This is a genomic window from Streptomyces sp. NPDC045678 (assembly GCF_056432085.1).
In genome coordinates this window covers 150,418-172,735 of the sequence record NZ_JBWKJS010000010.1, presented here as the reverse complement: position 1 = coordinate 172,735, position 22,318 = coordinate 150,418, and the positions used below count along the sequence as shown (strand labels likewise).

Annotated in this window: 19 protein-coding genes; 5 read left to right on the top strand and 14 right to left on the bottom strand. The window is 71.2% G+C overall.

Annotated features, from left to right (window positions below):
• Window positions 1-25: 25 nt before the first annotated feature.
• The 6 genes from AC07DO_RS31865 to AC07DO_RS31840 form a co-directional block, all read right to left on the bottom strand.
• Window positions 26-3,166 carry a ThuA domain-containing protein gene (locus AC07DO_RS31865; protein WP_479064527.1) on the bottom strand — a complete coding sequence of 1,047 codons (3,141 nt, stop codon included), beginning with the start codon at window positions 3,164-3,166 and terminating at the stop codon, window positions 26-28.
• 67 nt (window positions 3,167-3,233) lie between these two features.
• Window positions 3,234-4,130 carry a sugar phosphate isomerase/epimerase family protein gene (locus AC07DO_RS31860; protein ID WP_479064525.1) on the bottom strand — a complete coding sequence of 299 codons (897 nt, stop codon included), beginning with the start codon at window positions 4,128-4,130 and terminating at the stop codon, window positions 3,234-3,236.
• Window positions 4,127-5,341, bottom strand: a complete 1,215-nt coding sequence (locus AC07DO_RS31855; protein ID WP_479064523.1) for a substrate-binding domain-containing protein — start codon at window positions 5,339-5,341, stop codon at window positions 4,127-4,129. The genes AC07DO_RS31860 and AC07DO_RS31855 overlap by 4 nt, the downstream gene beginning before the upstream one ends.
• On the bottom strand, window positions 5,338-6,348 hold the full coding sequence (locus tag AC07DO_RS31850; RefSeq protein ID WP_479064521.1) for an ABC transporter permease: 1,011 nt from the start codon (window positions 6,346-6,348) through the stop codon (window positions 5,338-5,340). Before AC07DO_RS31850 ends, AC07DO_RS31855 begins: the two co-directional genes overlap by 4 nt.
• Window positions 6,345-7,349, bottom strand: coding sequence for an ABC transporter permease (locus tag AC07DO_RS31845; protein WP_479064519.1), 1,005 nt, complete (start codon window positions 7,347-7,349; stop codon window positions 6,345-6,347). Before AC07DO_RS31845 ends, AC07DO_RS31850 begins: the two co-directional genes overlap by 4 nt.
• The gene (locus AC07DO_RS31840) at window positions 7,346-8,899 is read right to left on the bottom strand and encodes a sugar ABC transporter ATP-binding protein (RefSeq protein ID WP_479064894.1); all 1,554 of its coding nucleotides are present in this window, start codon (window positions 8,897-8,899) and stop codon (window positions 7,346-7,348) included. Before AC07DO_RS31840 ends, AC07DO_RS31845 begins: the two co-directional genes overlap by 4 nt.
• 199 nt (window positions 8,900-9,098) lie before the next feature.
• Between AC07DO_RS31840 and AC07DO_RS31835 the strand changes: the two genes are divergently transcribed.
• Entirely contained in the window at window positions 9,099-10,295 is a 1,197-nt protein-coding gene (locus AC07DO_RS31835; protein WP_479064517.1) for an ROK family protein, read from the top strand.
• A 154-nt stretch (window positions 10,296-10,449) separates the two neighbouring features.
• Window positions 10,450-11,283, top strand: a complete 834-nt coding sequence (locus AC07DO_RS31830) for an alpha/beta hydrolase (protein ID WP_479064515.1) — start codon at window positions 10,450-10,452, stop codon at window positions 11,281-11,283.
• Between the two features lie 8 nt (window positions 11,284-11,291).
• Here AC07DO_RS31830 and AC07DO_RS31825 read toward each other — a convergent pair whose 3' ends face one another.
• From AC07DO_RS31825 to AC07DO_RS31800, 6 genes are all read right to left on the bottom strand, one after another.
• Window positions 11,292-12,026 (bottom strand): hypothetical protein, encoded by a 735-nt coding sequence (locus AC07DO_RS31825; RefSeq protein WP_479064513.1) that lies wholly within the window; start codon window positions 12,024-12,026, stop codon window positions 11,292-11,294.
• Window positions 12,023-12,541 carry a methanogen output domain 1-containing protein gene (locus AC07DO_RS31820; RefSeq protein WP_479064511.1) on the bottom strand — a complete coding sequence of 173 codons (519 nt, stop codon included), beginning with the start codon at window positions 12,539-12,541 and terminating at the stop codon, window positions 12,023-12,025. The genes AC07DO_RS31825 and AC07DO_RS31820 overlap by 4 nt, the downstream gene beginning before the upstream one ends.
• A gap of 128 nt (window positions 12,542-12,669) precedes the next feature.
• Window positions 12,670-12,933, bottom strand: coding sequence for a hypothetical protein (locus AC07DO_RS31815; protein WP_479064509.1), 264 nt, complete (start codon window positions 12,931-12,933; stop codon window positions 12,670-12,672).
• 311 nt (window positions 12,934-13,244) lie between these two features.
• Complete coding sequence (locus AC07DO_RS31810) at window positions 13,245-13,802, bottom strand: putative immunity protein (protein WP_479064507.1); 558 nt, start codon at window positions 13,800-13,802, stop codon at window positions 13,245-13,247.
• A 33-nt stretch (window positions 13,803-13,835) separates the two neighbouring features.
• Window positions 13,836-14,294: a DinB family protein gene (locus tag AC07DO_RS31805; protein WP_479064505.1), complete on the bottom strand. Its 459-nt coding sequence runs from the start codon at window positions 14,292-14,294 to the stop codon at window positions 13,836-13,838.
• Between the two features lie 5 nt (window positions 14,295-14,299).
• On the bottom strand, window positions 14,300-15,019 hold the full coding sequence (locus tag AC07DO_RS31800) for a class I SAM-dependent methyltransferase (RefSeq protein WP_479064503.1): 720 nt from the start codon (window positions 15,017-15,019) through the stop codon (window positions 14,300-14,302).
• A 106-nt stretch (window positions 15,020-15,125) separates the two neighbouring features.
• Here AC07DO_RS31800 and AC07DO_RS31795 point away from each other — a divergent pair, with 106 nt between their 5' ends.
• The 3 genes from AC07DO_RS31795 (at window position 15,126) to AC07DO_RS31785 (ending at window position 19,536) form a co-directional block, all read left to right on the top strand.
• Window positions 15,126-15,398, top strand: coding sequence for a hypothetical protein (locus AC07DO_RS31795; protein ID WP_479064501.1), 273 nt, complete (start codon window positions 15,126-15,128; stop codon window positions 15,396-15,398).
• Between the two features lie 238 nt (window positions 15,399-15,636).
• The gene (locus tag AC07DO_RS31790) at window positions 15,637-17,313 is read left to right on the top strand and encodes an ABC-F family ATP-binding cassette domain-containing protein (protein WP_479064499.1); all 1,677 of its coding nucleotides are present in this window, start codon (window positions 15,637-15,639) and stop codon (window positions 17,311-17,313) included.
• 231 nt (window positions 17,314-17,544) lie between these two features.
• Window positions 17,545-19,536, top strand: a complete 1,992-nt coding sequence (locus tag AC07DO_RS31785; RefSeq protein ID WP_479064497.1) for an N-acetylmuramoyl-L-alanine amidase — start codon at window positions 17,545-17,547, stop codon at window positions 19,534-19,536.
• Here the strand turns inward: AC07DO_RS31785 and AC07DO_RS31780 are convergent.
• Together AC07DO_RS31780 and AC07DO_RS31775 are read right to left on the bottom strand one after the other, a co-directional pair.
• Window positions 19,491-21,053: an FtsW/RodA/SpoVE family cell cycle protein gene (locus AC07DO_RS31780; protein WP_479064495.1), complete on the bottom strand. Its 1,563-nt coding sequence runs from the start codon at window positions 21,051-21,053 to the stop codon at window positions 19,491-19,493. The two genes, AC07DO_RS31785 and AC07DO_RS31780, sit on opposite strands and share 46 nt — an antisense overlap.
• Window positions 21,041-22,237 carry an LCP family protein gene (locus AC07DO_RS31775; protein WP_479064493.1) on the bottom strand — a complete coding sequence of 399 codons (1,197 nt, stop codon included), beginning with the start codon at window positions 22,235-22,237 and terminating at the stop codon, window positions 21,041-21,043. The genes AC07DO_RS31780 and AC07DO_RS31775 overlap by 13 nt, the downstream gene beginning before the upstream one ends.
• Between the last annotated feature and the right edge of the window lie 81 nt (window positions 22,238-22,318).

The window sequence follows — 22,318 nt, the reverse complement described above, 5'->3', positions numbered from 1 at the left end:
CGCACCGCGGACCTTTCGTATGCGGTTATGGCACCGAGAACTGCACCGCGTCCACGTCGAAGGAATTGTCCTGGGGCGACTTGAAGACCAGGTACAGCTTGTGCGTGCCGGTCAGGGAGTCGACCGGGACGGCGGGTGTCGACCGGTAGGTGTCCCAGCCTCCCGTGTCGGGGACGGGTGTCGTGGCGAGCAGCTTGCCGTCGGGTGCGTCGGCGCGCAGCTCGATGGAGCCGACGCCGTACGGCGAGGACAGCTTGTACGCGACCTTGCCGACGCCCTCCACGCTCATCGGGTGGAACGCGACCCAGTCGCCGTTGCTGATGTCACCGATGCGCTTGCCGTTCTCGGCTCCTTCCCGCGAGACGATGCGCGTCCCCGACTGGTCGTCGCGGTACTCGGCCTGCTTGTGCCTGGGCTGCAGCACCGAACGGCCGTACCCGGTCAGAGCGCTGACGCCGTCGCCGCCCTTGTCCGTGTACTTCGCGTTGAGGACGTACGTGAGGTCGGCGCCCTCGGGGTGACCGCCGAGGTCACCGGTGTCGACGGTCCCCTCGCAGCCGGGGATGTCGGTGGTGGGGTGCTCGTGGTCGTCGTGGCCGAGTGCCGGGTTGACCGTCACCTTCGAGCAGTCGACGGTGCCGTCCTCGGGGTCGGTCACGGTGACCTTGTAGGGGATCTTGTCGCCGAAGCCGATGAGCTTGCCGTCGACCGGCGTCTCGATCGTCACCTTGGGCGCGGTGTTGCCGGCGGTGACGGGGACGTTCGCGTAGCCGGACTTGCCTGTGGAGTCGGTGACCTTGAGCTGTGCGTTGAAGTCGCCCTTGGCGGTGTAGGTGTGGGAGGGGTTGGCGTCCGTCGAGTCGTAGGTGCCGTCGCCGTCGAAGTCCCAGGCGTGGCTGAGGGAGTCACCGTCGGGGTCGGAGCTGCCCGCGCTGGAGAAGTCGACCTTCAGCGGAACGGGGCCGTCGGTGGCGGACGCCTTGGCCTTGGCGAGCGGGATGCGCTGCCCCTGGGCGTAGTCGATGCGGTAGAGCCCGGAGTCGTTGTTGCCGCCGCCGAACTCGCTGCCCCACTCCAGGACGTACAGCGATCCGTCGGGACCGAAGGTCATGTCCATGGGCTTGGCGAACTTGGCCGACTTGAGGAAGTCGTTGATCTTCAGGAGCTTGCCGTCCTTGTCGAGCCGGATCTCCTTCACCGAGTCGCGCGCCCACTCGTAGAAGAAGTTCGCGCCGTCGAAGTAGGCGGGGAACTTCGTCGTGGAGGGGTTCTTCGCGTCGTAGTGGTAGACGGGGCCGCTCATGGGTGCCGAGCCGCCGGAGCCCATTTCGGGGAACTCCTTGGAGGTGCCGTACCCGTACCAGACCTCGGGCTGCTGGAGGGCGGGCAGGTCCTTGAGGCCCGTGTTGTTGGGTGACGGGTTGACCGGCTTGGCGCAGTCGAACTTGGTGCCCGCCTTCTGGGTGTCGGGGTCGTAGGGCGCGTAGGCCTGGTTGTTGCCGTGGCAGAAGGGCCAGCCGAAGTTGCCCGCCTTCTTGATGACGTTGTACTCGACCAGGCCCTCGGGGCCGCGTTCGGTGGTGGGGGCGCCGCGGTCGGGGCCGTAGTCGGAGGCGTGCACGTATCCCGTCTTCGGGTCGACGGTGAAGCGGAACGGGTTGCGGAAGCCCATGGCGTAGATCTCGGGGCGGGTCTTGGCCGTGCCCTGCTTGAAGAGGTTGCCCCGGGGGATGGTGTAGCCGCCCTTGTCCTTGGGCTTGATGCGCAGGATCTTGCCGCGCAGGTCGTTGGTGTTGCCGGCGGTACGGGCAGCGTCCAGCATCTGCTTGCCGGGGCGCCAGTCGAGTGGGGCGTAGCCCTGCCAGGCGGGGTCGAGGTTGGGCGGGGTGTCGTCGCCGACGCCGAGGTAGAGGGTGCGGTCGGGCCCGAACTCGACGGCGCCACCGGTGTGGCCGGGTTCGGGGAAGGTGCGGTCGCGGTAGGCGGGGACGTCGAGGAGCTTCTTCTCGCCGGCGAGGTCGAGGGTGTTGTTCCTCTTGACCGTGAAGCGAGAGAGGCGGTTGACGTCGTCGGTGGCCTTGGCGGGCGCGTAGTAGAGGTAGATCCAGCGGTTGGTGGCGAACTTGGGGTCGAGCTCCATGCCGACCAGGCCGTCCTCGCCGCCCGTGTACACGTCGAGCTTGCCCGCGGTGCTCGTGGCGTGGGTCTTCGGGTCGAAGATCTTCACCTCGCCGCTGCGCTGGACGTAGAAGACCTTGCCGTCCTTGGCGACGTCGAGCTCCATGGGGTCGGCGGTGTTGTCGTCGAGGGCGGTCTTCTCGTAGCCGGACCAGACGGTGCCGCCGCAGTCACCGGGCTTGTCGCCCGCGGCCCACTGGATGCCGCCGAGCACGTGCTCGCGGAAGGCGGGTTCGCTGTAGGAGGCCTTGTCGTGGCCCATGGCGGTGGCCCACACCTTGCCGCCCTCGGCGTTGCGGCACCAGGAGATGGGGTGGTCGGCGCCCATCGCGGAGCCGCCCGGGTCGTACGTGGTCTCGTCGGCGGTGACCAGGACGTGGACGTCGCCGCGGGGGTTCTTGTCGAAGTTGTACCACTCCTCGGGCCGCTCCCAGCGCTCCGGGAGTCCCTTGGTGGAGGGGTGGGCGCGGTCGGCGACCTTGGCGGTGCCCTTGAGGACGCCCGGGGAGTGGGCGGGCATGTGGGCGCCCGCGTTGATGAGCTCGTCCCACCAGGGGAAGGAGTCCTCGACGCCCATGTCGAGGGTGTTGTGCAGGGCGACGACGCCCTTGCCGCTCTTCACGTACTTCTTCATGGCGTCGCGCTGGGCTTCGGTGTCCCAGACCATGCCGGAGTTCTGCAGCATGATGATGACGTCGAAGTCCTTGAGCTTCGCGTCGTCGAAGACGGTGGCGTCGTCGGTCTGGACGACCTCGAAGTTCTCCGCCGCCGCCTGCTCCTTGACCATCCGGACGCCGGCGGGGATGGAGTCGTGGACGTATCCGACGGCCTTGGTGAAGAGCAGGGCGCGGAAGGCGGGGGCCTTGTCGGCGGCCGTGGCTCCGGTGCCGGGCAGGAAGGCCACGGTGAGGAGCAGGGCGGCGGTCAGGGCGACGACCGCTCTTCGCAGGCCCCTGAGGCCGTGTGTGTCACGAGCATGACAGCTCATGAGGGGGTCCTCTCTGTGTGGACGGGACGGGGATGCCGGATGCCGGATGCCGGAAGACTCGGAGGGTTCAGAGGGCCGCGAGGGTGCGGCGCAGGAAGCGGAGGCCGTCCGTGGCGAGCGTGTCCTGGCTGCGGGCCAGCGGCCGCCAGACGGAGGCGGCGACCGCGATGGCGTCGTTGTGGGCGGTGAACGACTCGATGCACAGAGCGCCCCGGTACTCCGCCGCCCGCAGCGCCGACAGGAAGCCGGGCCAGTCGAGGTGGTCGGCGCCGGGCGCGCCGCGGTCGTTGGCGCACACCTGGACGTGGGCGATGCGCCCCGCCGCGACGGCCACGGCCTCGGGCAGGGAGTGCTCCTCGATGTTCTGGTGGTACGTGTCCAGGGCGATGCCGATGGTGTCCTCGGGGAGGCCTTCGAGGGCGTCGAGGGTCTGGGCGACGGTGTTGAGCAGACTCGTCTCGTACCGGTTGAGGGGCTCGACGGCGATGCGGACTCCGGCGCGGGCCGCGTGGGCGACGACGGGGGCGATGTTGGCCCGCCATTCCTCGTAGGCGGCCGCGCGCGCGGTGGGGTCCATGCGCCAGGTGCGGCCGACGGGCGCGTACACGGGTCCGGCCACCACGGGGGCGCCGACCGCGTGCGCCGCGTCGACGCAGCGGCGCAGGTAGTCCTGGGTGGTGCGCGCGGTGACCGGGTCGGCACGGACGAGGTTGCGTCCTTCGGACATCACCGCGACGATGGCGGCCGGGGAGATGCCCGTGGCATCGAGGACCTTGGTGACGGCTGACGGGTTCCAGTCGTCCGGGCTCTCCAGTGGGAGTTCCGCGCAGTCGAAGCCCCAGTCGGCGAGGCGGGGCAGGGTCTCGGCGAGGGCGTCGGTGGTCACGGGCGAGTGCCAGATCCAGGGGTTGGCGCCCAACTTCCAGAGGGAGGCCGGTGGTTGGGGTCCGTCCGTCGGTGTCACTTCTTGCCTCCCCAGTCCTCGGGGTAGCCGGGCAGTTTCCGGCAGCCGCACATGGCGTAGTGCAGCGGGGGCATGCCGTCGCTGAGGTACTCGTCGAGGTTGGCCTGCGTGACGGTGGGCTGTGGCAGCTTCCACTCCTTGGGGACCGGCTTGCCGTCCAGGACGCGCAGGGCCGCGATGACGGGCGTACGCCACTGGAAGGTCGGGTAGGTGGGGGCGATCGCGGTGAGCTTCTTCTCCTTCCAGGCCTCCAGGAAGTCCTGCTGGTCCTCGCCGGTGATGGGCGGTACGTCGACGCCCGCGTCCTCGAACGCCTCGACGGCGGCGACGGCGGTGGCGCCGGAGTCCATCCACACGCCGTCGATGGAACCGTGCCGGGAGATGGCGTCGGCGACGACGGACTTGGTCTTGGCGGGGTCACCGTCGGTGAACTTTACGTCGGCGACGTCGAGTTCACTCTTGTCGAAGGCGAGTTTCGCCGCCGACCAGCGGGTCTCCAGGACGTCGACGCCCGGCGAGATCCGCAGGGCGAGGATCTTGCCCTTGGGCTCAACCTTGTCGACGAGGAAGTCTGCGGCGACCGCGCCGTAGCCGTATCCGCCGATCGGGTTGACGAAGGTGACCGCGCAGTCCGTCTCGACGCCGCGGTCGAAGACGATGACGGGCAGCTTGTCGCAGGCCTCCTTCACGGCGGGGGTGAGGGTGGCGGTGGTGTTCGGGGAGACGATGAGGGCGTCGCAGTCCTTGTTCCCGGCGAGTTCCTGGATGTCGGAGATCTGCTTGTCGTCCTTGCCCTGCGCGTCCAGGACGGTGAAGTCGGAGATGTTGTCGTGCAGTTTCACCTCGGCCTTCATGGTCTTGAGGCCGACCTGCCGCCAGGGGTTGAACACTCCCGCGTTGGAGAAGCAGAGGTGGACGCCGCCCGAGCCCTTCTTCTCGTACTGGGCGGTGCTGGTCATCTGCGGTTCGAGCATCTGCTCCCAGGGTCTGCCCGCCGGGCCCCTCGGGGTCTCGCGGGCGAGTGCCAACTGTCTCTTGTACTCGGACCGTTGGAAGAACTTGGACGGCTTGTCGTCACCCGTCTCCGAGTTTCCGCTCGCGGCGGCCGGCGCGTCGAGCGGGGTGTCGCTGGAGCACGCGGCGAGCAGGGCGCCCGACAGCAGGACGGCGGCCGACGCGAGCGCGCGTCCACGGACCGTGCGGGGGTTCATGAGGGTGTCCCTCCCGAGGGATGAGTACGACGACGGCGCAGCCGGGACCAGTCGGCGGCCCCGATGCCGACGGCGGCGATGACGATGACGCCCTGGACGGTGGACTCCAGGGCGCCGGACACGCCCCGCAGATTGAGCAGGGTGAACAGGGCCTGCAAAGAGAAGGCGCCGGCCATCGCGGCGACGACGCTGCCGCGGCCGCCGCCGAGCACGACGCCGCCGAGGACCACGGCGGTGATCGCCTCGAACTCGTACCCCCGCCCGGCCTGCGCGGACACGCCGGAGAAACCGCCGACGAGGACGGCGGCGAGCGCGGCGGCCGCCCCGGAGAGGACGAAGGCGATGACGCGGGCCCGGTGCACGCGTACGCCCGACAGGGCGGCGGTGCGTTCGCTGTCGCCGGTCGCGACGAGCGTCCGCCCGAAGTCGGAGCGCATGAGGAGGACCGCGAGGGCGCCCGCGGCCAGGCAGACGACGACGGCCCAGGGCAGCCAGCCCATCGCGGTGCCGCGCCCCGGTTGCCGGAAGTCCTGCGGGAGTCGGCCGTGCGGCGAGCCGCCCGTCCAGTAGAAGACGGCTCCTTCGAGGATCAGCATCATGCCGAGCGTGGTGATGAACGAGGGGACGCGCAGCCAGGTGGTGATCAGGCCGTTCACCAGTCCGGCGAGGGCTCCCGCGAGCAGCAGTCCGGCGGCGATGAGAAGCCACGGCGCGCCCGGGAACGAGCCGTAGACCTCGGCGGCCGCGACGACCCCGGCGGTCACGATCGCCCCCACGGACAGGTCGAACTCGCCGCAGACGATGACCAGGTACTGGCCCGCCGCGAGGATCACCAGGGGCGCCGCCCGTTTGACGAAGGCGAGGAAGCGGTCGGGTTCGTAGAAGCCGATGTCGGTGACCGCGAGGAGGACGAGCAGCACCGCGAGGAGCGCGTAGACCGGAGCGCCGGTGCCCAGGGAGCGGACCACGCGCTTGTACGTCGCGCCGGTTGCCGTGGCCGTGGTCATGCGGGCCTCCCGCTGCCGCGCCGGGCGTAGAGGGCGACGGCGGCGATGATGACGACGCCGCGGACGACGTTCTTGAAGAACGGGTCGACGCCGAGCTGGTTGAAGACGGAGTCGAGGACGGCCAGCACGAGGACACCGCCCAGCGTGCCGACCACTCCCCCGCGGCCGCCCGCGAGCGCGGTGCCGCCGAGGACGACGGCGGCGATCGACTCCAGGTCGTAGCGGGCCTCCGTGCCGGCCCAGGGGGCGCCGGAGCCGAGGCGTGCGGCGAGGAACAGTGCGGCGGCGCCCACGCACAGCGAGCACAGGACGTGCGCGGCGATGACGGTGCGACGGGTGCGGACGCCGGAGAGGCGGGCCGCGTGTTCGTCGCCGCCGGTGGCGTACAGGTGGTGGCCGAAGCGGGTGCGGCGCGTGATCAGCCAGAGTGCGGCGGCGACGGCGAGGAGCAGGAAGAGGGAGACGGGGAAGGGGCCGATGCGGTCGTAGCCGAGGTGCTGGAAGGAGACGGTGACCCTGCCGGCGGGGCCGGTGTAGTTGTCCTCGATCCAGCCGCGCAGGATGAACGCGGTGCCGAGGGTGGCGATGAAGGCGTTGACCTTGAGTCCGGTGACGATGAGGCCGTTGGCGAGGCCGACGGCCGCCGACAGCGCGAGCACGGCGAGCACGGCGGTGACGACGCCGCCGTCCTCCATGGTGGTGGCGGCGACGAGCGTGCCGAGGCTGATGAGGTAGGCCACCGACAGGTCGAGGGAGCCGGTGAGGATGACGGCGGTCTGCCCGACGGCGACGAGGCCGAGGGCGACGCAGTTCTGCAGGATGCCGACGGCGTTGGCGAGGGTGAGGAAGTCACCGCCGCGGGCGGCGACGACGATCCAGCCGAGTGCGGTGACGGCGGCGGCGGCGAGCCAGATGCCGACGGCCGGGTCGGTGAGTCGGCCGCGGCGGGGCGGGGCGCTCGGTTTCGCGGTGGTCGGTGGCGCGACGGCGGTGCCGGTCATGCGGCTCCTTCCTCTGCGGGTCTGCCGGGCGCGGGCGGGGTCGGGCCGTGGGTCGGTGCGGGCGGTCCGGGCGCCGGGTGCGCCGCGGGGTGTCCGGTGGCGAGGTGCATGACGTCCTCCTCGGCGGCGCCGGGCGGGAGTTCGCCTGCGATGCGGCCCTCGGCCATGACGAGGATCCGGTCGCTCATGCCGATGAGTTCGGGCAGTTCGGAGGAGACGAGGAGGACGGCGAGGCCTTCGCGGGCGAGGTCGCGGACGAGGGTGTGGATGGCGGCCTTGGCGCCGACGTCGACGCCGCGGGTCGGCTCGTCGAAGAGCAGCACGCGGGGCCGTGCGGCGAGCCATTTGGCGATGACGACCTTCTGCTGGTTGCCGCCGGAGAGGTACTGGGTCTGCTGGTCCTCGCCGCGTGCGTGCAGCCGGACGCGTTCCAGGAGCGCGGTCAGTTCGCGGGCGGCGGGCGGCCGGTTCCGGTCGGCGACGGCGCGGGTGACGAGGAGGGCGTTGTCACGCACGGACTGGCGCAGGGCGAGGCCTTCGGCCTTGCGGTCCTCGGTGACCAGGGCGATGTCGGCGCGGATGGCCCGGCGCGGCGACGTGGGGCGCAGGTCGGTGCCGTCGACGGTCATGGTGCCTTCGGTGAAGGGTGCGGCGCCGAAGAGGGCGCGGGCCAGGGAGGTGCGGCCGGATCCCTGCAGTCCCGCGATGCCGGTGACCTCGCCCGCGCGCAGGGTGAGGTCGATGTCCGTCAGGCGGCTGTTGCCGCCGCCGCGCACGCTCAGGCGGACGTCGCCGATGTCTTCGGGGCGGGCGCGGGGCGGGTAGTAGGCGCTCAGCTCCCGGCCGACCATGGCGCGTACGACCTGGTCGGTGTCGGTCCGCGCGGTGGGCACGGTCGTCACGTGGCGGCCGTCCTTGAGGACGGTGACGCGCTGCGACAGGTCGAAGACCTCGCGCAGACGGTGCGAGATGTACAGGATGCCGAGTCCGCGGTCCGCGAGGCGGCGTACGAGCGCGTGCAGGAGACCCGCTTCGTGGTCGGCGAGGGGCGCGGTCGGCTCGTCCATGACCAGCACGCGCACCTCGGAGGCGAGCGCCTTGACGATCTCGACGGTCTGCCGGCGGGCGACGGACAGGTCGCGGACGTACGTGCGCGGGGTGATGCCCGGCACGCCGACCTCGTCCAGCAGCGCGGCGGTGCGGGTCTCCATCGTGCGGCGGTCGACGAGGCCGCGGCGCGTGGGCTCGCGGCCGAGGAAGACGTTCTCGGCGACGGTGCGGTGTTCGAGGAGCGCGAACTCCTGGTGGATGATGCCGATTCCGGCGGTCTGCGCCTGCGCGGGATGCGTGAAGGCGTGTTCCGTGCCGTCGAGCGTGATCGTGCCCTCGTCCGGTACGTGTTCACCGGCGAGGATCTTCATCAGGGTCGACTTTCCCGCGCCGTTCTCGCCGACGAGCGCGTGCACCTCGCCCGCGGCCAGGTCGAGTGAGACCCCGTGCAGCACGCGCACCCCGAGAAAGCTCTTGGAGACGCCGTGCATCGTCAGCAACGTGCGGTTCATCTGGCTTGCCTGCATCGCCTGCACCCTCGGCTCCTTCGGCAGCGGTCTGCAGAGCAATGTGGTGAGCGAGCTTTGACCTGTCAAGGGCTCAAGCACGTCTGTCTGTACGGCTTCTGACGGTGCCTTAGGTCGGCGATCGAACAGCATCGGCCTTGTGAGCAGCGGAAGTCGTCCCTAAGGTTGCGGCATGTCTGGAGCGCCGGATCATCTCCCCGCAGCCGTGCCGTCCTCGCCCGGCGAGGTGCTCGCCCTGCTGCGCACCGGTGCCGCGGAGACGCGTGCGGACATCGCCCGGCTGACGGGCCTCGCGCGGTCGACGGTCTCGCAGCGCGTGGACGCGCTGATCGCGCACGGCTTCCTCGCGGAGGAGTCCGACGGCGGCTCGACGGGGGGCCGGCCGCCGCGCAGGCTCCGGCTGCGCACCCGCGAACACGCGGTGGCGGGCGTGGATCTGGGTGCCTCGCACTGCAGGGTGGCGCTCATGGACATCGGCGGCGAGACGCTGGCGCTGCGCGAGGACCCGCTGTCCATCGCGGACGGACCGCAGGCGGTTCTCGGCCACGTGGAGCGGACGCTGCGCACCCTGCTCAAGGAGTCGGGGCGGGACGCGGGGGGCCTCAAGTCGATCGGTGTCGGCGTACCGGGGCCCGTCGAGTTCTCCACGGGCCGGCCGGTGGATCCGCCGATCATGCCGGGGTGGCACCAGTTCCCCATCCCCGAGTTCTTCGCCGACCGCTTCGGCCCGCGCGCCCTCGTCGACAACGACGTGAACGTGATGGCGCTGGCCGAGCAGCGCCGCGCGTTTCCGGACACCCGCTATCTGCTCTACATCAAGGTGGGCACGGGCATCGGCTGCGGCATCGTCGCCGATGGCCGGCTGCACCGGGGCGCGCAGGGCAGCGCGGGCGACATCGGGCACATCCGGGTCGGTGACGTGGAGGATCCCTGCCGGTGCGGCAACACGGGCTGCCTGGAGGCGGTCGCGGGCGGCGCGGCGCTCGCCCGCAGGCTGTCGGCGCTCGGTCTGGAGGCCGCGTCGGGCAGCGATGTCGTACGTCTGGTCAAGTCCGGCAACCGCGACGCCGTGCGCATGGTCCGTGAGGCGGGCCGGGCGGTCGGCGAGGTCCTCGCGGGCCTGGTGAACTTCTTCAATCCGGACACGGTGGTCGTCGGCGGTGCCCTCGCCGCCGTCCACGACCAGCTCCTCGCGGGCGTCCGGGAGGCCGTCTACCGCCGCTCGCATCCGCTGGCCACGCACGTGCTGCGCATCGAGCCGAGCCGTACCGGGGAGAACGCGGCGGCGATCGGCGCGGGGATTCTCGCGGTCGAGCACGCGCTGTCGCCGCGGCAGGTGGACCGTGTCCTGTCGGGCGCGGTGCGCTGACGCGCGGAGCGAGGCCGTCGGCGATCGCGCCACGCCGCCCCGGGACGCGCTCGCCCCGCCGGTGACGGCGCGATCCGGAAGCGTGGGCGGCAGTATCGGCCAACACCGTCGCATTCCCCTTACCGCACGGCACCGGTGACCGTAGCGTCTGGGTATGTCCGCAACCGACGCAGAGCAGATCGACCGGGCCAATTCCTCCGACCGCACACCGGCCGTGTTCGTGCACGGTCTGTGGATGCTGGCCGGCAGCTGGGACCACTGGCTCCCGCACTACGAGGCCGCGGGGTTCGCCCCGGTCGCCCTCACGTGGCCCGGCGAAGCGGCGACGACGACCGAGGCGAGGCAGTACCCCGAGACCATCGCGGGCCGGACGGTCGGGCAGGTCGCCGATCATCTGGCGGGGCTCATCGGCACGTTGGAGCGCAAACCCGTGGTGATCGGGCACTCCGTCGGCGGGCTGCTGACGCAGATCCTCGCGGGCCGCGGCCTCTCGGTGGCGTCGGTGGCGATCAACCCCGCGCCGTTCCGCGGTGTCCTCGCGATGCCTCTGTCCACGGTGCGCTCGCTGATCCCGATGATCGTGAACCCCGCCGACCGCAAGCGCGCAAAGCCTCTGACGTACGAGCAGTTCCGCTACGCCTATGCCAACGCCGTCAGCGAGGAGGAGGCCCGCTCCATCTACGAGCGGTACGCCGTGCCCGCGCCGTGCGCCCCGCCCATGCAGGCGGCGCTCGCCAACTTCAACCCCCGCACGGAGGTGAAGGTGGACTGCCGCAATCCGCAGCGCGGCCCGCTGCTCGTCATCTCCGGCGGCAAGGACAACGCGATCCCCTGGGCGCTCGCCAGCGGGGCGTACAAGCGGCAGAAGCGCAACCCGGGCGTCACGGAGATCGTCGAGCTGCACGGACGGGACCATGCGTTGACGCTCGACAGCAGGTGGCGGGAGGTCGCTGACGTGGCGCTCGCGTTCGTGCGCCGGTTCGTCTGACGGCGCCTTCAGAACCGTCCCAGCGCGCCACCGATCAGGGCGGTCACCGACTCCACATGCTCCGGTGCGGGTGGCGAGTCCGCGGTGAGGGCGAGGGTGGCGTGCGGCGGGACGGGGATGCGGAGGTTCGTGTTCGTGGGTGTCGAGTCCGCGAGGTACAGGTCGGCCCGGGCGCAGCCGAGGACCGTCGGGACGTGTCGGGTGACGAGCTCCGCGACGGCCTCCGGTGTGGACGCCGCGGCGAGCGACACGATCAGCGCGTGCAGGCGGTCGAGGCGGGTGCGGACGGTCGACAGGGACGCGTTGAGCGCGGCGCGGTCCTCGGTCGCGCGGAAGCGGAGGATGCGCTCGCGTTCCAGCGCGTTGACGCGCTCCTTGAGGATGAGGAAGCGGTCGCCGGGGTCGATGCGGACGGCGCGGAGGTGGACGGTCGGGGCGGGCAGCCACTGGGCCCGGGCGCCGAAGCAGCGGCACCGCAGCCGTGCGCCGTCGTAGCCGTGGAGGGTGAGGCCCGCCGGTGTCGGGTGGCCGGTGCGCAGCCACTGCCGGACGAACCGGCCGACGTCGTCGGCGGATTCGGAGACGAGGGCGCTCAGCGGGACGTCGTCCTCGACGCCCGGGAGCAGCCGGACGGCCGCCGGGTTGGCCGTGAGGACCTGGCTGTCGGCTGCGACGAGCAGGACGGGTTCCGTGTGCAGGGCGGTGATTTTCCGGAAGAGGCCGAGCGCCTCGTCGCGGATCACGCCAGATCGCCGTAGTACTCACGCCCCGTACTCGCCTCGGTCTCGGACGGTGGGCGGAGGTGGACGACGACGCGGCAGCCGACGTCCCAGCGCGCGATGGTCTTCTCCAGTTCCACGCGGGCGTATCCGAGGTTCTCGGCGGCGATGGTGCCGAACACGTTCGACGTCATCATGCACATCGAGGGGCGACCCACGACCTTCTCGCCGAACGGGCAGACCCGGTTGCCCAGCACGATGCGCTGGTCGCTCTCCTCCACAACGTAGAAGTCCCCGCCGACACGCCTCTTGAAGTCGACCATGACCTGCGCGACCTGCCCGCGGTCGAGCCGGTCGACGGAGAGCGCGTGGGCGTACTGGCGGTTGAGGTCGACGCCGATGGTCTGACTGACGAGGCTCACGTATCCGGCGGCTTCCTCCAGGCCGACGACGTCCTCCAGGACCCGTGCCAGCTCACGAATGAGGCTCCGCATGAACACGTCGCGGTCCAGGGCGATGGGCGCTTCGGACGGTTCCACAGAGCACTCCCTAGTGGAGCAGCCGCTCGGCACGCGGCTCTCACCTTGCGTCACACCATGGTCGCTTGCGGTGACACACGCTGTCGACCGCTTTCACCGGGGCCGCACAAAAATCGCGGGTGACTACATCAATCGAAGGGATCGCCCGATGCGCCCGCGAGCCGGATGAGGCCGGGGCCGGAGGCGTCGGCGGCCACGACGTAGATCGTGTACGTCCAGTCCCGCTCCGCCGCGTACTCCCCCGCCCAGGTGAGGAGTTCGTCGACGTCGACCTCTTCCAAGACCTCGTACTCGTGCGAGGTCTTGGCCGGTACGTCCCAGAAGTGGATCCGGTACGTGGCGTGGTCCTGTTCCCAGGTCGTGGTGCGGGGGTCGGTGAGGCGGAGGCGCATGAGAGCAGCGTAGGCGGAGGGGGTCGGAGCAGGTCGGGCGGGCGTGTGGTCCACTTCACCCCATACGTGGCAGTGGTCCGGAACAACAGGCAGGAACGCGTCGTTCTTGTAGGTGTGGCTGCGGAGGGGACAGTGTCCCCGGGCCTCACCTATAGCCCATGGGGAAGATCGTTCGGCTGAAGCCCCATGGAGCCTTTCGCCGAGAGGCGACCGCCCTCCGCCGGTCACACCCAACGGCCCCGGCTGGTCTCCCCCGTCCAGCCGGGGCTTTTTCGTGCCCGCGCCGGCTCGTGTCGGGGCAGAGGCTCAACTCAAGGGCGCAGAAGCGCGTCCAGCTCACGGGTCAGTTCGCCCACCCGTCCGCCGCCGGACGGCGCCGCCGGATAGCGTTCGAGTACGTCGACGACGGCGCGTGTCGCCCTGCGCGACGCCCGCTCGACGCGCTCGGCTCCGACTGTCCGGTCGTCACCCACCACGAGTTCGGCCGCACGCGCCGCGTGGGCGGCCGCTCCCAGGATGTGTTTGACCTGGGCGGCCTTGGCCAGCGGGTGCAGAAAAGCGGCTCCCGCCGCGGCCATCGCCGCCCGCGCCGCCTCTTGTGCGGCCGCGGTGTCCGCTTCCTTGGCCGCCTTCAGCGCCGCCCAGGCGGTGTCGCGGAGGCGCTTGCCGCGCTCGCCGCCCCTGGCGAACTCCCACGCCGCGTCGATCGCTGCCCGGGGACGCTCGTCGTCCGGCCGGTCGGCCTCGAAGACCGCGAGCACCTCCTCCGCGCGGGCCGCGGCGAACGCGGTGACCTCGCGGAGGTCCTGTTTGCCCAGCGCGATGTCCGTCGCCTCGGCCGTATCCGCTGTTTCGCTCTCCCCTGTCATGCGTCCATCTTCGCCCGCCTCTCCACCGGCCTCTCAGCGGCCGGTGGACCCGTCGATCCGCTCGCGCACAATGTCCGCGTGCCCGGCGTGCCGGGCGGTCTCCTCGATCATGTGCACGAGGACCCACCGCATCGACGGCACCGGCCCTCGGCGACGGGCTCGCGGGGCGGGGAGGGCCAGATCCGGGCAGGCGTCGATGATCTCGTTCGCCCGCTCGACGGTCTTCCGGTACTCGGCGCGCACGCTGTCGGCCGTGTCCTCGGTGGACGGTTTCAGGGTCGCCTGCCAGTCGGCGGGCTCCTCGCCGAGGAAGTAGAACCGCTCGACGGACGCCAGGTGCTTCAGCAGTCCGAGCAGGCTCGTGCCCGACGGGACCCCGGCCGTGCGGACCTGCGGTTCCGGCACGCCGTCGGCCTTGTCCGCGATCGAGCGCCGCAGCTGGTCGAGGACGTTCAGGAGAGTCTCCTTTTCGTCGGCGGTATGCGTCGGCATGGAGGTCATCCCTCCGTTTCGGTGAGGGGCCGGAGGAGTCCGGCGGTGGACTGGATGAGGAGGACGTTGTCGACGACGGTGGCGGTCTCGCCCGCGGGGCCCGTGGCCCGGCGGCGGACCGTCTCCGCCCGCAGGACCGGCTGGCACGTCGGGTCGAGCCCCAGGTCGGCGGCCACCTCTTGCGGAGTCGGGTAGTGGACGGCGGGATCCTGGTTCCAGGACCAGGGCGCCGTGGAGCCGTGATCGACGATCAGGAGGAGTCCGCCGGGGCGCAGGGACCGGGCGGCGGCACGCAGGACGCGGGTGCGCAGCAGTGGGAACGGGGTGTGGAAGTACTGGGCGGAGACGAGGTCGAACCGGCCTGCGGGGAACCCTCCGCCGAGATCGTGCTGTTGCGCGGTGATCCGCTCGGCGACACCGAGGTGACGCGCGCGTTCCCGCAGCCGCTCGACGGCCGTACCGGAAATGTCCACGGCCGTGACGTGCCAGCCCTGCTGCGCCAGCCAGACGGCGTCGCCTCCTGCACCGGAGCCCAGGTCCAGGGCGGTACCGGGGAGAAGCGGTGCGACGGTCTCGGCGAGCAGCGGGTTGACGCGGGTGCCCCAGTCGCGGCGGGTGCGGTAGTGACGCTCCCAGAACTGCTGGGCGCTCTCAGTGGTGTCGTCGGGCGTGCTCTGAGTGGTGCCGGCAGTGGTGCTGTCAGTGGTGTTTTCGGTGGCATCCATGTCGTCAGCATCCGCAGCACCATTTCGCTCCTGCAAGAAAAATTGCGGATCTGCGAAAGGCGTCGCCGGGAGTCCACTGTCAGTGGTGGCTGGGAGGCTGGTCCGCATGGACAGCGACGATGAGCAGCTGCTGCGCGGCCGGGTCTACGGCCAGGATCACGAGCGCCCGGGCCCGCGCCCGGGAAAGTCCTATGTGGAGCTGGTGGGCGGCCCGTTGGACGGGCTGCTGCTCGACGTCACCGGCTGGACGCGCGAGGAGGTCTCCGCGGGTGTCGCTCTGCCGACCGAGCTGGGTCGGTTCGGTGCCGGCGGCCGGTCGACGTACCGCCCACGGCCGGGCGGTCGGGCCCGGTTCGAGTGGGCCGGGGACATCAGATGACGGCGGCGCCGCGGCAGCGTCCCGGCGCCCGAAAAGCCGGCCCCGGAAAAACCACAGGAAGAGCGGCAGGTCGCGCTGTTGGCCTGATCCACATGGCACGAGGTATCTGGTCGCAGAAGGTCCGCTCCGCCCGCTGACGGCGGCGCCCTTCTCCCACTGAATCAGCGCTCGCCGTCCCGGTTCCCGCCGGACGGCCGCTCGACGCTGCCCGGCTCCACTGCGAGCTGCGGAGCACCCCGTGAACCCCACCCCTTTTCCCTTCGCCGAAACCCGTCCTGCCCACATCCGTGTCGAGGGCGTCACCGTCACCCGCGGGTCCCGGCGCGTCCTCGACGACGTCTCGGTCACCGTCTCCGCCCGGTCACGCGTCGCCGTCGTCGGCGAGAACGGCCGGGGCAAGACGACGTTGCTGCACGTCCTCGCCGGGCTGATCACACCCGACGAGGGCGCCGTGCACCGCGTCGGCACCATCGGGCTCGCCCGACAGGAGCTGCCCGCGCGGGACGGCGAGACCGTCGGCACCCTGACCTCCGATGCGCTGGCCGCATCACTCACGGCGCTCGCCGCATTGGACGAGGCGACCCGCGCCATGGCCGACGGCGACCCCGCCGCCGACGACCGCTACGCCGCCGCGCTCGACGCCGTCACGCGGCTCGACGCGTGGGACGCCGAACGCCGCGTCGACGTGGCCCTGGAGGCCCTCGGCGCCTGTACGGACAGGGAGCGGGAGCTGGCGAGCCTGTCGGTCGGGCAGCGGTACCGCGTACGCCTCGCGTGTCTGCTCGGTGCGCGGCACGACGTCCTGCTGCTCGACGAGCCGACCAATCATCTCGACGCCGACGGGCTCGACTTCCTGACCCGCAGGCTGCGCGAACACGACGGTGGCCTGGCCCTCGTCAGCCACGACCGGGCGCTGCTGCGCGACGTCGCGGACCGGTTCCTCGACCTCGATCCGACGCGCGACGGGAGGACCCGCTCGTACGCGGGCGGTTACGACACCTGGCAGGTGGCCCGGCGCCGCGAGCGGGAGCGCTGGGAGCAGGACCACGCCGAGCAGCAGGAGGAGCACCGGCGGCTGCGGGACGCTACGGCGAAGGCCCGCGACCGGCTCTCGACGGGGTGGCGTCCGGACAAGGGCACCGGAAAGCACCAGCGGCAGTCCCGCGCGCCGGGCGTCGTGCAGGCCCTGAAGCGGCAGCAGGACGCCTTGGAGGCGCACCGGATCGACGTGCCGGAGCCGCCGCCGGTGCTCCGGTGGCCGGAGCCGGGTGTCCGCCGGGGTGCGGCGCAGCTGCGTGCCCACGGCGTCGCGGTCGACGGTCGCCTCGCCGGCCCCGTCGACCTCACGCTCGACGGCGGCGACCGGGTGCTCGTGACGGGGCCGAACGGTGCCGGGAAGTCGACGCTGCTCGCGGTGCTCGACGGTTCGCTGACGCCCACGGAGGGGTACGTCTCCACGGCTGCCGGGGCCCGGGTCGTGCGGGTGACCCAGGAGACCGTCGGGCAGGATCCCGCTCTCACCGCTCGTGAGGTGCACGCACGTCACGTGGGGCGGCTCGTGGCCGAAGGGGTGCTCCGCGACGCCGACGTGGTCCCGCTCGGGTCGCTCGGTCTGCTGGACCGCGACGCGTCGCGCACACCGGTGGGGCGGATGTCGCAGGGGCAGCGGCGGCGCCTCGATCTGGCGTTGGCGCTGTCCGGGCGGCCGGGGACGATCCTGCTCGACGAGCCGACCAACCACCTGTCGTCCGCGCTCGTCGACGAGTTGACGGACGCGCTCCGCGTCACGAGCGCCGCTGTCGTGGTGGCGACGCACGACCGGCAACTGCTGCGGGACCTCGCGGACTGGCCATGTCTGGACATCGGGGAGCCCCGAGACGCGATGGCACACGCGAGGGCACGGACAGCCGAGTGACCACGGCATCTCACCAGGGCCTCATTGGTCCACGCCACTGACGCGCCGCAGGCGGTGGGGCCGCCGTCCGCGAAAACTTGTCCGTACCTCGCCCTTGACCCATCAGGACCAGCGCTGACATGCGAAATTCCGGCCCCTGGGCATGATTGACGGATCGTCGGAGAGCCGGTACCACTGACGCACGCCCGGCCCCGCACGCCCCGTTACGCTTCACCGGCCCAGGAGGCTGCATTGCGAGGATCCGACACCGCCCGTACGCCGTCCGCGCGCAGACGTACCGTCAGGACGGCGGGCGCCCTCGCGTCGGCCGGCCTGCTGGTTCCGCTGCTCGGCGCGGCCCCGTCGTCCGGCGCACCCCAACAGGCCGCCCCGGACCGGCTGCAGGGAGCCTTCGCCGCGGCCGCCGACGAGTACCACGTGCCCCAGAGCGTGCTGCTCGGCGTGTCCTACCTGCAGTCCCGGTGGGACGCCCACGGCGGCGCGGCCAGCGTCACCGGGGGCTACGGCCCCATGCACCTCACCGACGCCCGCACCGCACTGGCCTCGGCCCCGCACCACAGCGAGGGCACGGAGGACCCGCGCGGCGACACCTCGCGCCCGGCGCCCCCGCCGAGGACCGAGGTGCCCGCGGAGTCCGAACTCCCCGCCCGCCTCAAGACGCTGCCCCGCGCCGCCGAGCTGAGCGGCCGGTCCGCCGACGAGCTGCGCACCGATCCCGCCGCGAACGTCGAGGGTGGCGCGGCCCTGCTCGCGGCGGCCCAGCGCACGCTCGGCAAGCCGCTGAGCAGCGACCCCGCCGACTGGTACGGCGCCGTGGCCCGCTTCTCCGGAGCGGACGACGAGGCCACCGCGGCCACGTACGCCAACGACGTGTTCGCGGTGATCCGTGACGGCGAGCGGCGCACCACGGACGCGGGCCAGCGCGTGACGCTCGCGCCGGAGCCGGGCCTCTCGCCCGACGAGGCGCAGCTGAAGCGCATGGGCCTGCGCAGGGCGGCCGCCGGTGAGACGGAGTGCCCGAAGACCGTGTCGTGCGAGTGGATCCCGGCGCCGTACGAGGAGTTCAAGGACCCCAACGGCAACCCGGACTACGGCAACCACGACCTGTCGAACCGGCCGAAGAGCCAGAGCATCGACACGATCGTCATCCACGACACCGAGGGCAGGTGGGAAGGCGTCCTGAAGATGGTGCAGGACCCGACCTACGTGTCGTGGCAGTACACCCTGCGCTCCACCGACGGACACATCGCCCAGCACGTGAAGGCCAAGGACGTCGCCTGGCACGCGGGCAACTGGTACGTGAACGCCAAGTCGATCGGCCTGGAGCACGAAGGTTTCCTCACCGCTCCCGACACCTGGTACACGGAGGCGATGTACCGCACGTCGGCGCGGCTGGTGAAGTACCTCGCGAAGAAGTACGACATCCCGCTGGACCGGCAGCACATCCTCGGCCACGACAACGTCCAGGGCACCGTGACGTCGTCGATCCCGGGCATGCACACGGACCCGGGGCCGTACTGGGACTGGCAGCACTACTTCACGCTGCTCGGCAAGCCGTTCCACCGCACGGCCGGTGCGGGCGGCGGAGTGGTGACGGTGGCGCCCCAGTACTCCAAGAACCGGCCCGAGTACACGGGTTGCGTCAAGCCCGGCGAGAAGTGCGTGCCGCACGGTTCGGCCGCGGTGCGCGTCCACACCGAGCCGCGTGACGACGCGCCGCTGATCAAGGACATCGGCAAGCGCCCCGGCGGCCAGGACTCCACGATCGACGTGAACGACACGGGCGCGCGGCTCTCCACCGGCCAGCAGTACGCGGTCGCCGAGCGCAGGGGCGACTGGACGGCCGTCTGGTACCTCGGCCAGAAGGCCTGGTTCAAGAACCCGAAGAAGCAGCCCACCGCGGTCGACGCGAAGGGCCTCGTGGTGACGCCGAAGGCCGGGGCGAGCGAGGTCCCGGTGTACGGGCGCGCGTACCCCGAGAAGGAGGCCTACCCGGCCGGTGTGCCGGTGCAGACCGTCTCGCCGCTGCCTTACAGGATCCTCGCGGGTCAGAAGTACGTCGTCGGTGACAAGGTGCCGGGCGAGTACTTCTACTCCCCGACGTTCGACACCGCACCGCACAAGGTGGTGCGCGGCAAGGACATGTACTACGTGATCCAGTACGGGCACCGGGTCGGCTACGTGCGGGCGGCCGACGTGCAGGTGGCGCGGTCGGGCAAGTAGCCGCACCGCGACCGTTCGGGTCCGGGGCCGTGTGGGGACGGTTCCGGATCCGACGCACGATCTGGAGCGATCCCGAAGCCCCGGCGGGAACCTCCCCGGTGTTCGAACCCGGCGTCGACGGGCTCGGAATGGTCCGCGCCCGGGTCTGGCCGGTGGGCCTCGTACAGGTCCCTGCGGGCCTGGTTGCTGATGGCCAGGAGGAGGGCGATGATCAGCCAGTTGGCGACCATCGACGAACCGCCCTGGGCGAGGAACGGCAGCGCCTTGCCGGTGAACGGCATCAGGCCGGTCACTCCCGCCACGATGATGAACACCTGAAACGCGATCACCAGGGACAGGCCCGCGGCGAGCAGCTTCCCGAACGGGTTGCCGCAGATGATGGCCGTGCGGAAGCCGCGCGCGACGAGCAGGGTGTAGAGCAGCACCACCGCCATCACTCCGGCGAGGCCGAGCTCTTCGCCGACGGTGGTGAGGATGAAGTCGCTGCGCCCGGCGAAACCGATGAGTTCCGGGTGCCCCTGTCCCAGGCCGCTGCCCGTGACGCCGCCGCTGCCGAAGCTGAACAGCGCCTGCGCGGCCTGGTCCGAGATCAGGCCCGGCGGGCGCCGGTCGGCCGGCAGGTAGATGTCGAAGGGGTGCAGCCAGGCCATGACGCGGCCCTTGACGTGCGGTTCGGTGGCGCCGACCGTGACGGCGCCCACCAGGGTCATGGCGACCCCGCACGCCACCCAGTTGGTGCGTTCGGTCGCGATGTAGAGCATGGCGACGAACACGCCGAAGAACAGCAGTGACGTACCCAGGTCACGTTCGAAGACCAGCACCAGCAGGCTCAGGAGCCACACCGCGGCGATCGGCCCGATCTGCCGGCCGTACGGCAGCGTCATGCCGAACATGCGGCGGCCGGTGCAGGACAGGGCGTCGCGGTTGAGCACCAGGAAGCCCGCGAAGAACACCACGATGCTGATCTTCGCGAACTCGCCCGGCTGGAACGAGAGCGGGCCGAGGTAGACCCAGCGCTTGGCGCCGTAGGTGTCCCCGGGGAAGAACGCGGGCGCCATCAGCAGGGCCATGGAGGCCGCCATGGTGACGTAGAGATAGCGCTGCAACTGCCGGTAGTCCCGCAGCGCCCACAGCACGACGATCGTGGCGGCCACCGCGAGGACGGTCCACACGAGCTGTCCGCCGCTCGCGGGGGCCGAGTGGAAACGCGCGGCATAGGCGGGGTCCAGGCGTTGGACCAGGACCAGGCCGAGGCCGGTGACGAGGAAGGCGAGCGGCAGGATCAGCGGGTCGGCGTGGGGCGCGAATCTACGGACGGCCAGGTGGGCGGCGGTGGCCAGGCAGAGCTGGGAGACCGCGAAGTGGGTGAGCCGGGCGGGCAGGCCGCCGGTCATGGCGAGGCCGGCGGACGCGTAGCCGTAGACGACGACGGCGAGGGCGAGGGCGAGCAGCAGCGCCTCGGTGCGGCGGGCGTCGAGGGCGCGGGGGCCGGCGTCGCGGGCGTTCAGTCCACGCACGGCACACCGCCTCCCGCGACCTTCGGGGAGCGGTCCTCGGACTGGCCCCCGGAATGGCCCTCGGAATGGCCCTCGGAGGTGTCGCCGGACTTCTTCCCGCCCTTGTCACCGGTCTGCTTCTCGGCTTCCTGCACCCTTCTGCGCACCAGGTCGCGGTCGACGATGTTCACGTCCTCGCCGTTGTGCTTGGCGAAGCTCTCCACCGGCAGGGTGGTGAACTCCACCTTGCCACCGGTGAGGTTCTTGGCCTGTCGGACGAAGGAGAAGACGCCCCAGCCCTCGTCGAGGACGACGTTGTCCGTGGCGACGTTCTTCAGGTCGAGCAGGCGCGCGGGGTTGGTGAGGGTCCCGACGCTGTTCACCTGGTGCAGCGCGGAGGCGAGGAACGCCTGCTGGCGGCGGGTGCGGTCCAGATCGCCCCGCCGCAGGCCGTGACGCTGGCGTACGAAGGCGAGCGCCTGCTGCCCGTCGAGTTCCTGCTTGCCCGCCGGGAAGTCGGCGCCCGAGTAGCGGTCCCTGACCGGGTGGTTGAGGCACACCTCGACGCCGTCGAGCGCGTCGGCGAGGTGGTAGAAGCCGGAGAGGCTGACCTCGGCGAAGTGGTCGATGGGGACGCCCAGGAAGTCGCGCACGGTCCGGATCTGGGACTGCCGGCCCGCCTCCCGGCCCTCGTGCTCCAGCTTGTGAGCGTCCGTGACGCCCTCGCGGCGCAGCCTGTCCTCCTCCGCCGCCTTCGCGAGTCCGTACGCCTTCTTGATCTTGTCCTTGCCGTACCCCGGTATGTCGACGAGGTCGTCGCGCGGGATGGAGAAACCCTTGGCCTTGCCGCCGTCGGCCGGGACGTGCAGCAGGATCAGCGTGTTGGCGTTGTAGCCGCCGATCTCGGAGCTCCCGGCGTGCAGTTTCTTCAGCACGTCATCGGGGAGGTCCTCCCCGTTCTGGTCCTTCCGCGTGTCGAGGCCCATGAGCAGGATGTTCGTCGAGCCGTCCTTCGACTTGGGTGCGTCGGCGCCGAGAGCGGCGGAGGAGCCGATGCTGTCGATCTCGCGGTACAGGTACCAGGCCGCGGCGCCGCCGCAGAGCACCAGGACACCGGTGAGGGCCAGCAGCGTGCGGCCGATCCGCGCCCTGCGGCGCGCACGATGTCGTCGGGAGCGGGGGCTGACGGCTCGGTGCTGAGACATGAGGACGATCCTGAACGCCCGTTCCTGAGCGGATCCTGAGGAAACGGAAGGGGGCTTCAGGAAGGAGTCCTCGAGAAAACT

Bases quoted from the DNA above. Each gene is read 5' to 3' on its own strand.
- AC07DO_RS31795 (WP_479064501.1), top strand. From the start codon at position 15,126: ATGGACAGCGACGATGAGCAGCTGCTGCGCGGCCGGGTCTACGGCCAG.
- AC07DO_RS31830 (WP_479064515.1), top strand. From the start codon at position 10,450: ATGTCCGCAACCGACGCAGAGCAGATCGACCGGGCCAATTCCTCCGAC.
- AC07DO_RS31810 (WP_479064507.1), bottom strand. From the start codon at position 13,802: ATGACAGGGGAGAGCGAAACAGCGGATACGGCCGAGGCGACGGACATC.
- AC07DO_RS31850 (WP_479064521.1), bottom strand. From the start codon at position 6,348: ATGACCACGGCCACGGCAACCGGCGCGACGTACAAGCGCGTGGTCCGC.
- AC07DO_RS31775 (WP_479064493.1), bottom strand. From the start codon at position 22,237: ATGTCTCAGCACCGAGCCGTCAGCCCCCGCTCCCGACGACATCGTGCG.
- AC07DO_RS31855 (WP_479064523.1), bottom strand. From the start codon at position 5,341: ATGAACCCCCGCACGGTCCGTGGACGCGCGCTCGCGTCGGCCGCCGTC.
- AC07DO_RS31865 (WP_479064527.1), bottom strand. From the start codon at position 3,166: ATGAGCTGTCATGCTCGTGACACACACGGCCTCAGGGGCCTGCGAAGA.
- AC07DO_RS31835 (WP_479064517.1), top strand. From the start codon at position 9,099: ATGTCTGGAGCGCCGGATCATCTCCCCGCAGCCGTGCCGTCCTCGCCC.
- AC07DO_RS31815 (WP_479064509.1), bottom strand. From the start codon at position 12,933: ATGCGCCTCCGCCTCACCGACCCCCGCACCACGACCTGGGAACAGGAC.
- AC07DO_RS31845 (WP_479064519.1), bottom strand. From the start codon at position 7,349: ATGACCGGCACCGCCGTCGCGCCACCGACCACCGCGAAACCGAGCGCC.
- AC07DO_RS31800 (WP_479064503.1), bottom strand. From the start codon at position 15,019: ATGGATGCCACCGAAAACACCACTGACAGCACCACTGCCGGCACCACT.
- AC07DO_RS31805 (WP_479064505.1), bottom strand. From the start codon at position 14,294: ATGCCGACGCATACCGCCGACGAAAAGGAGACTCTCCTGAACGTCCTC.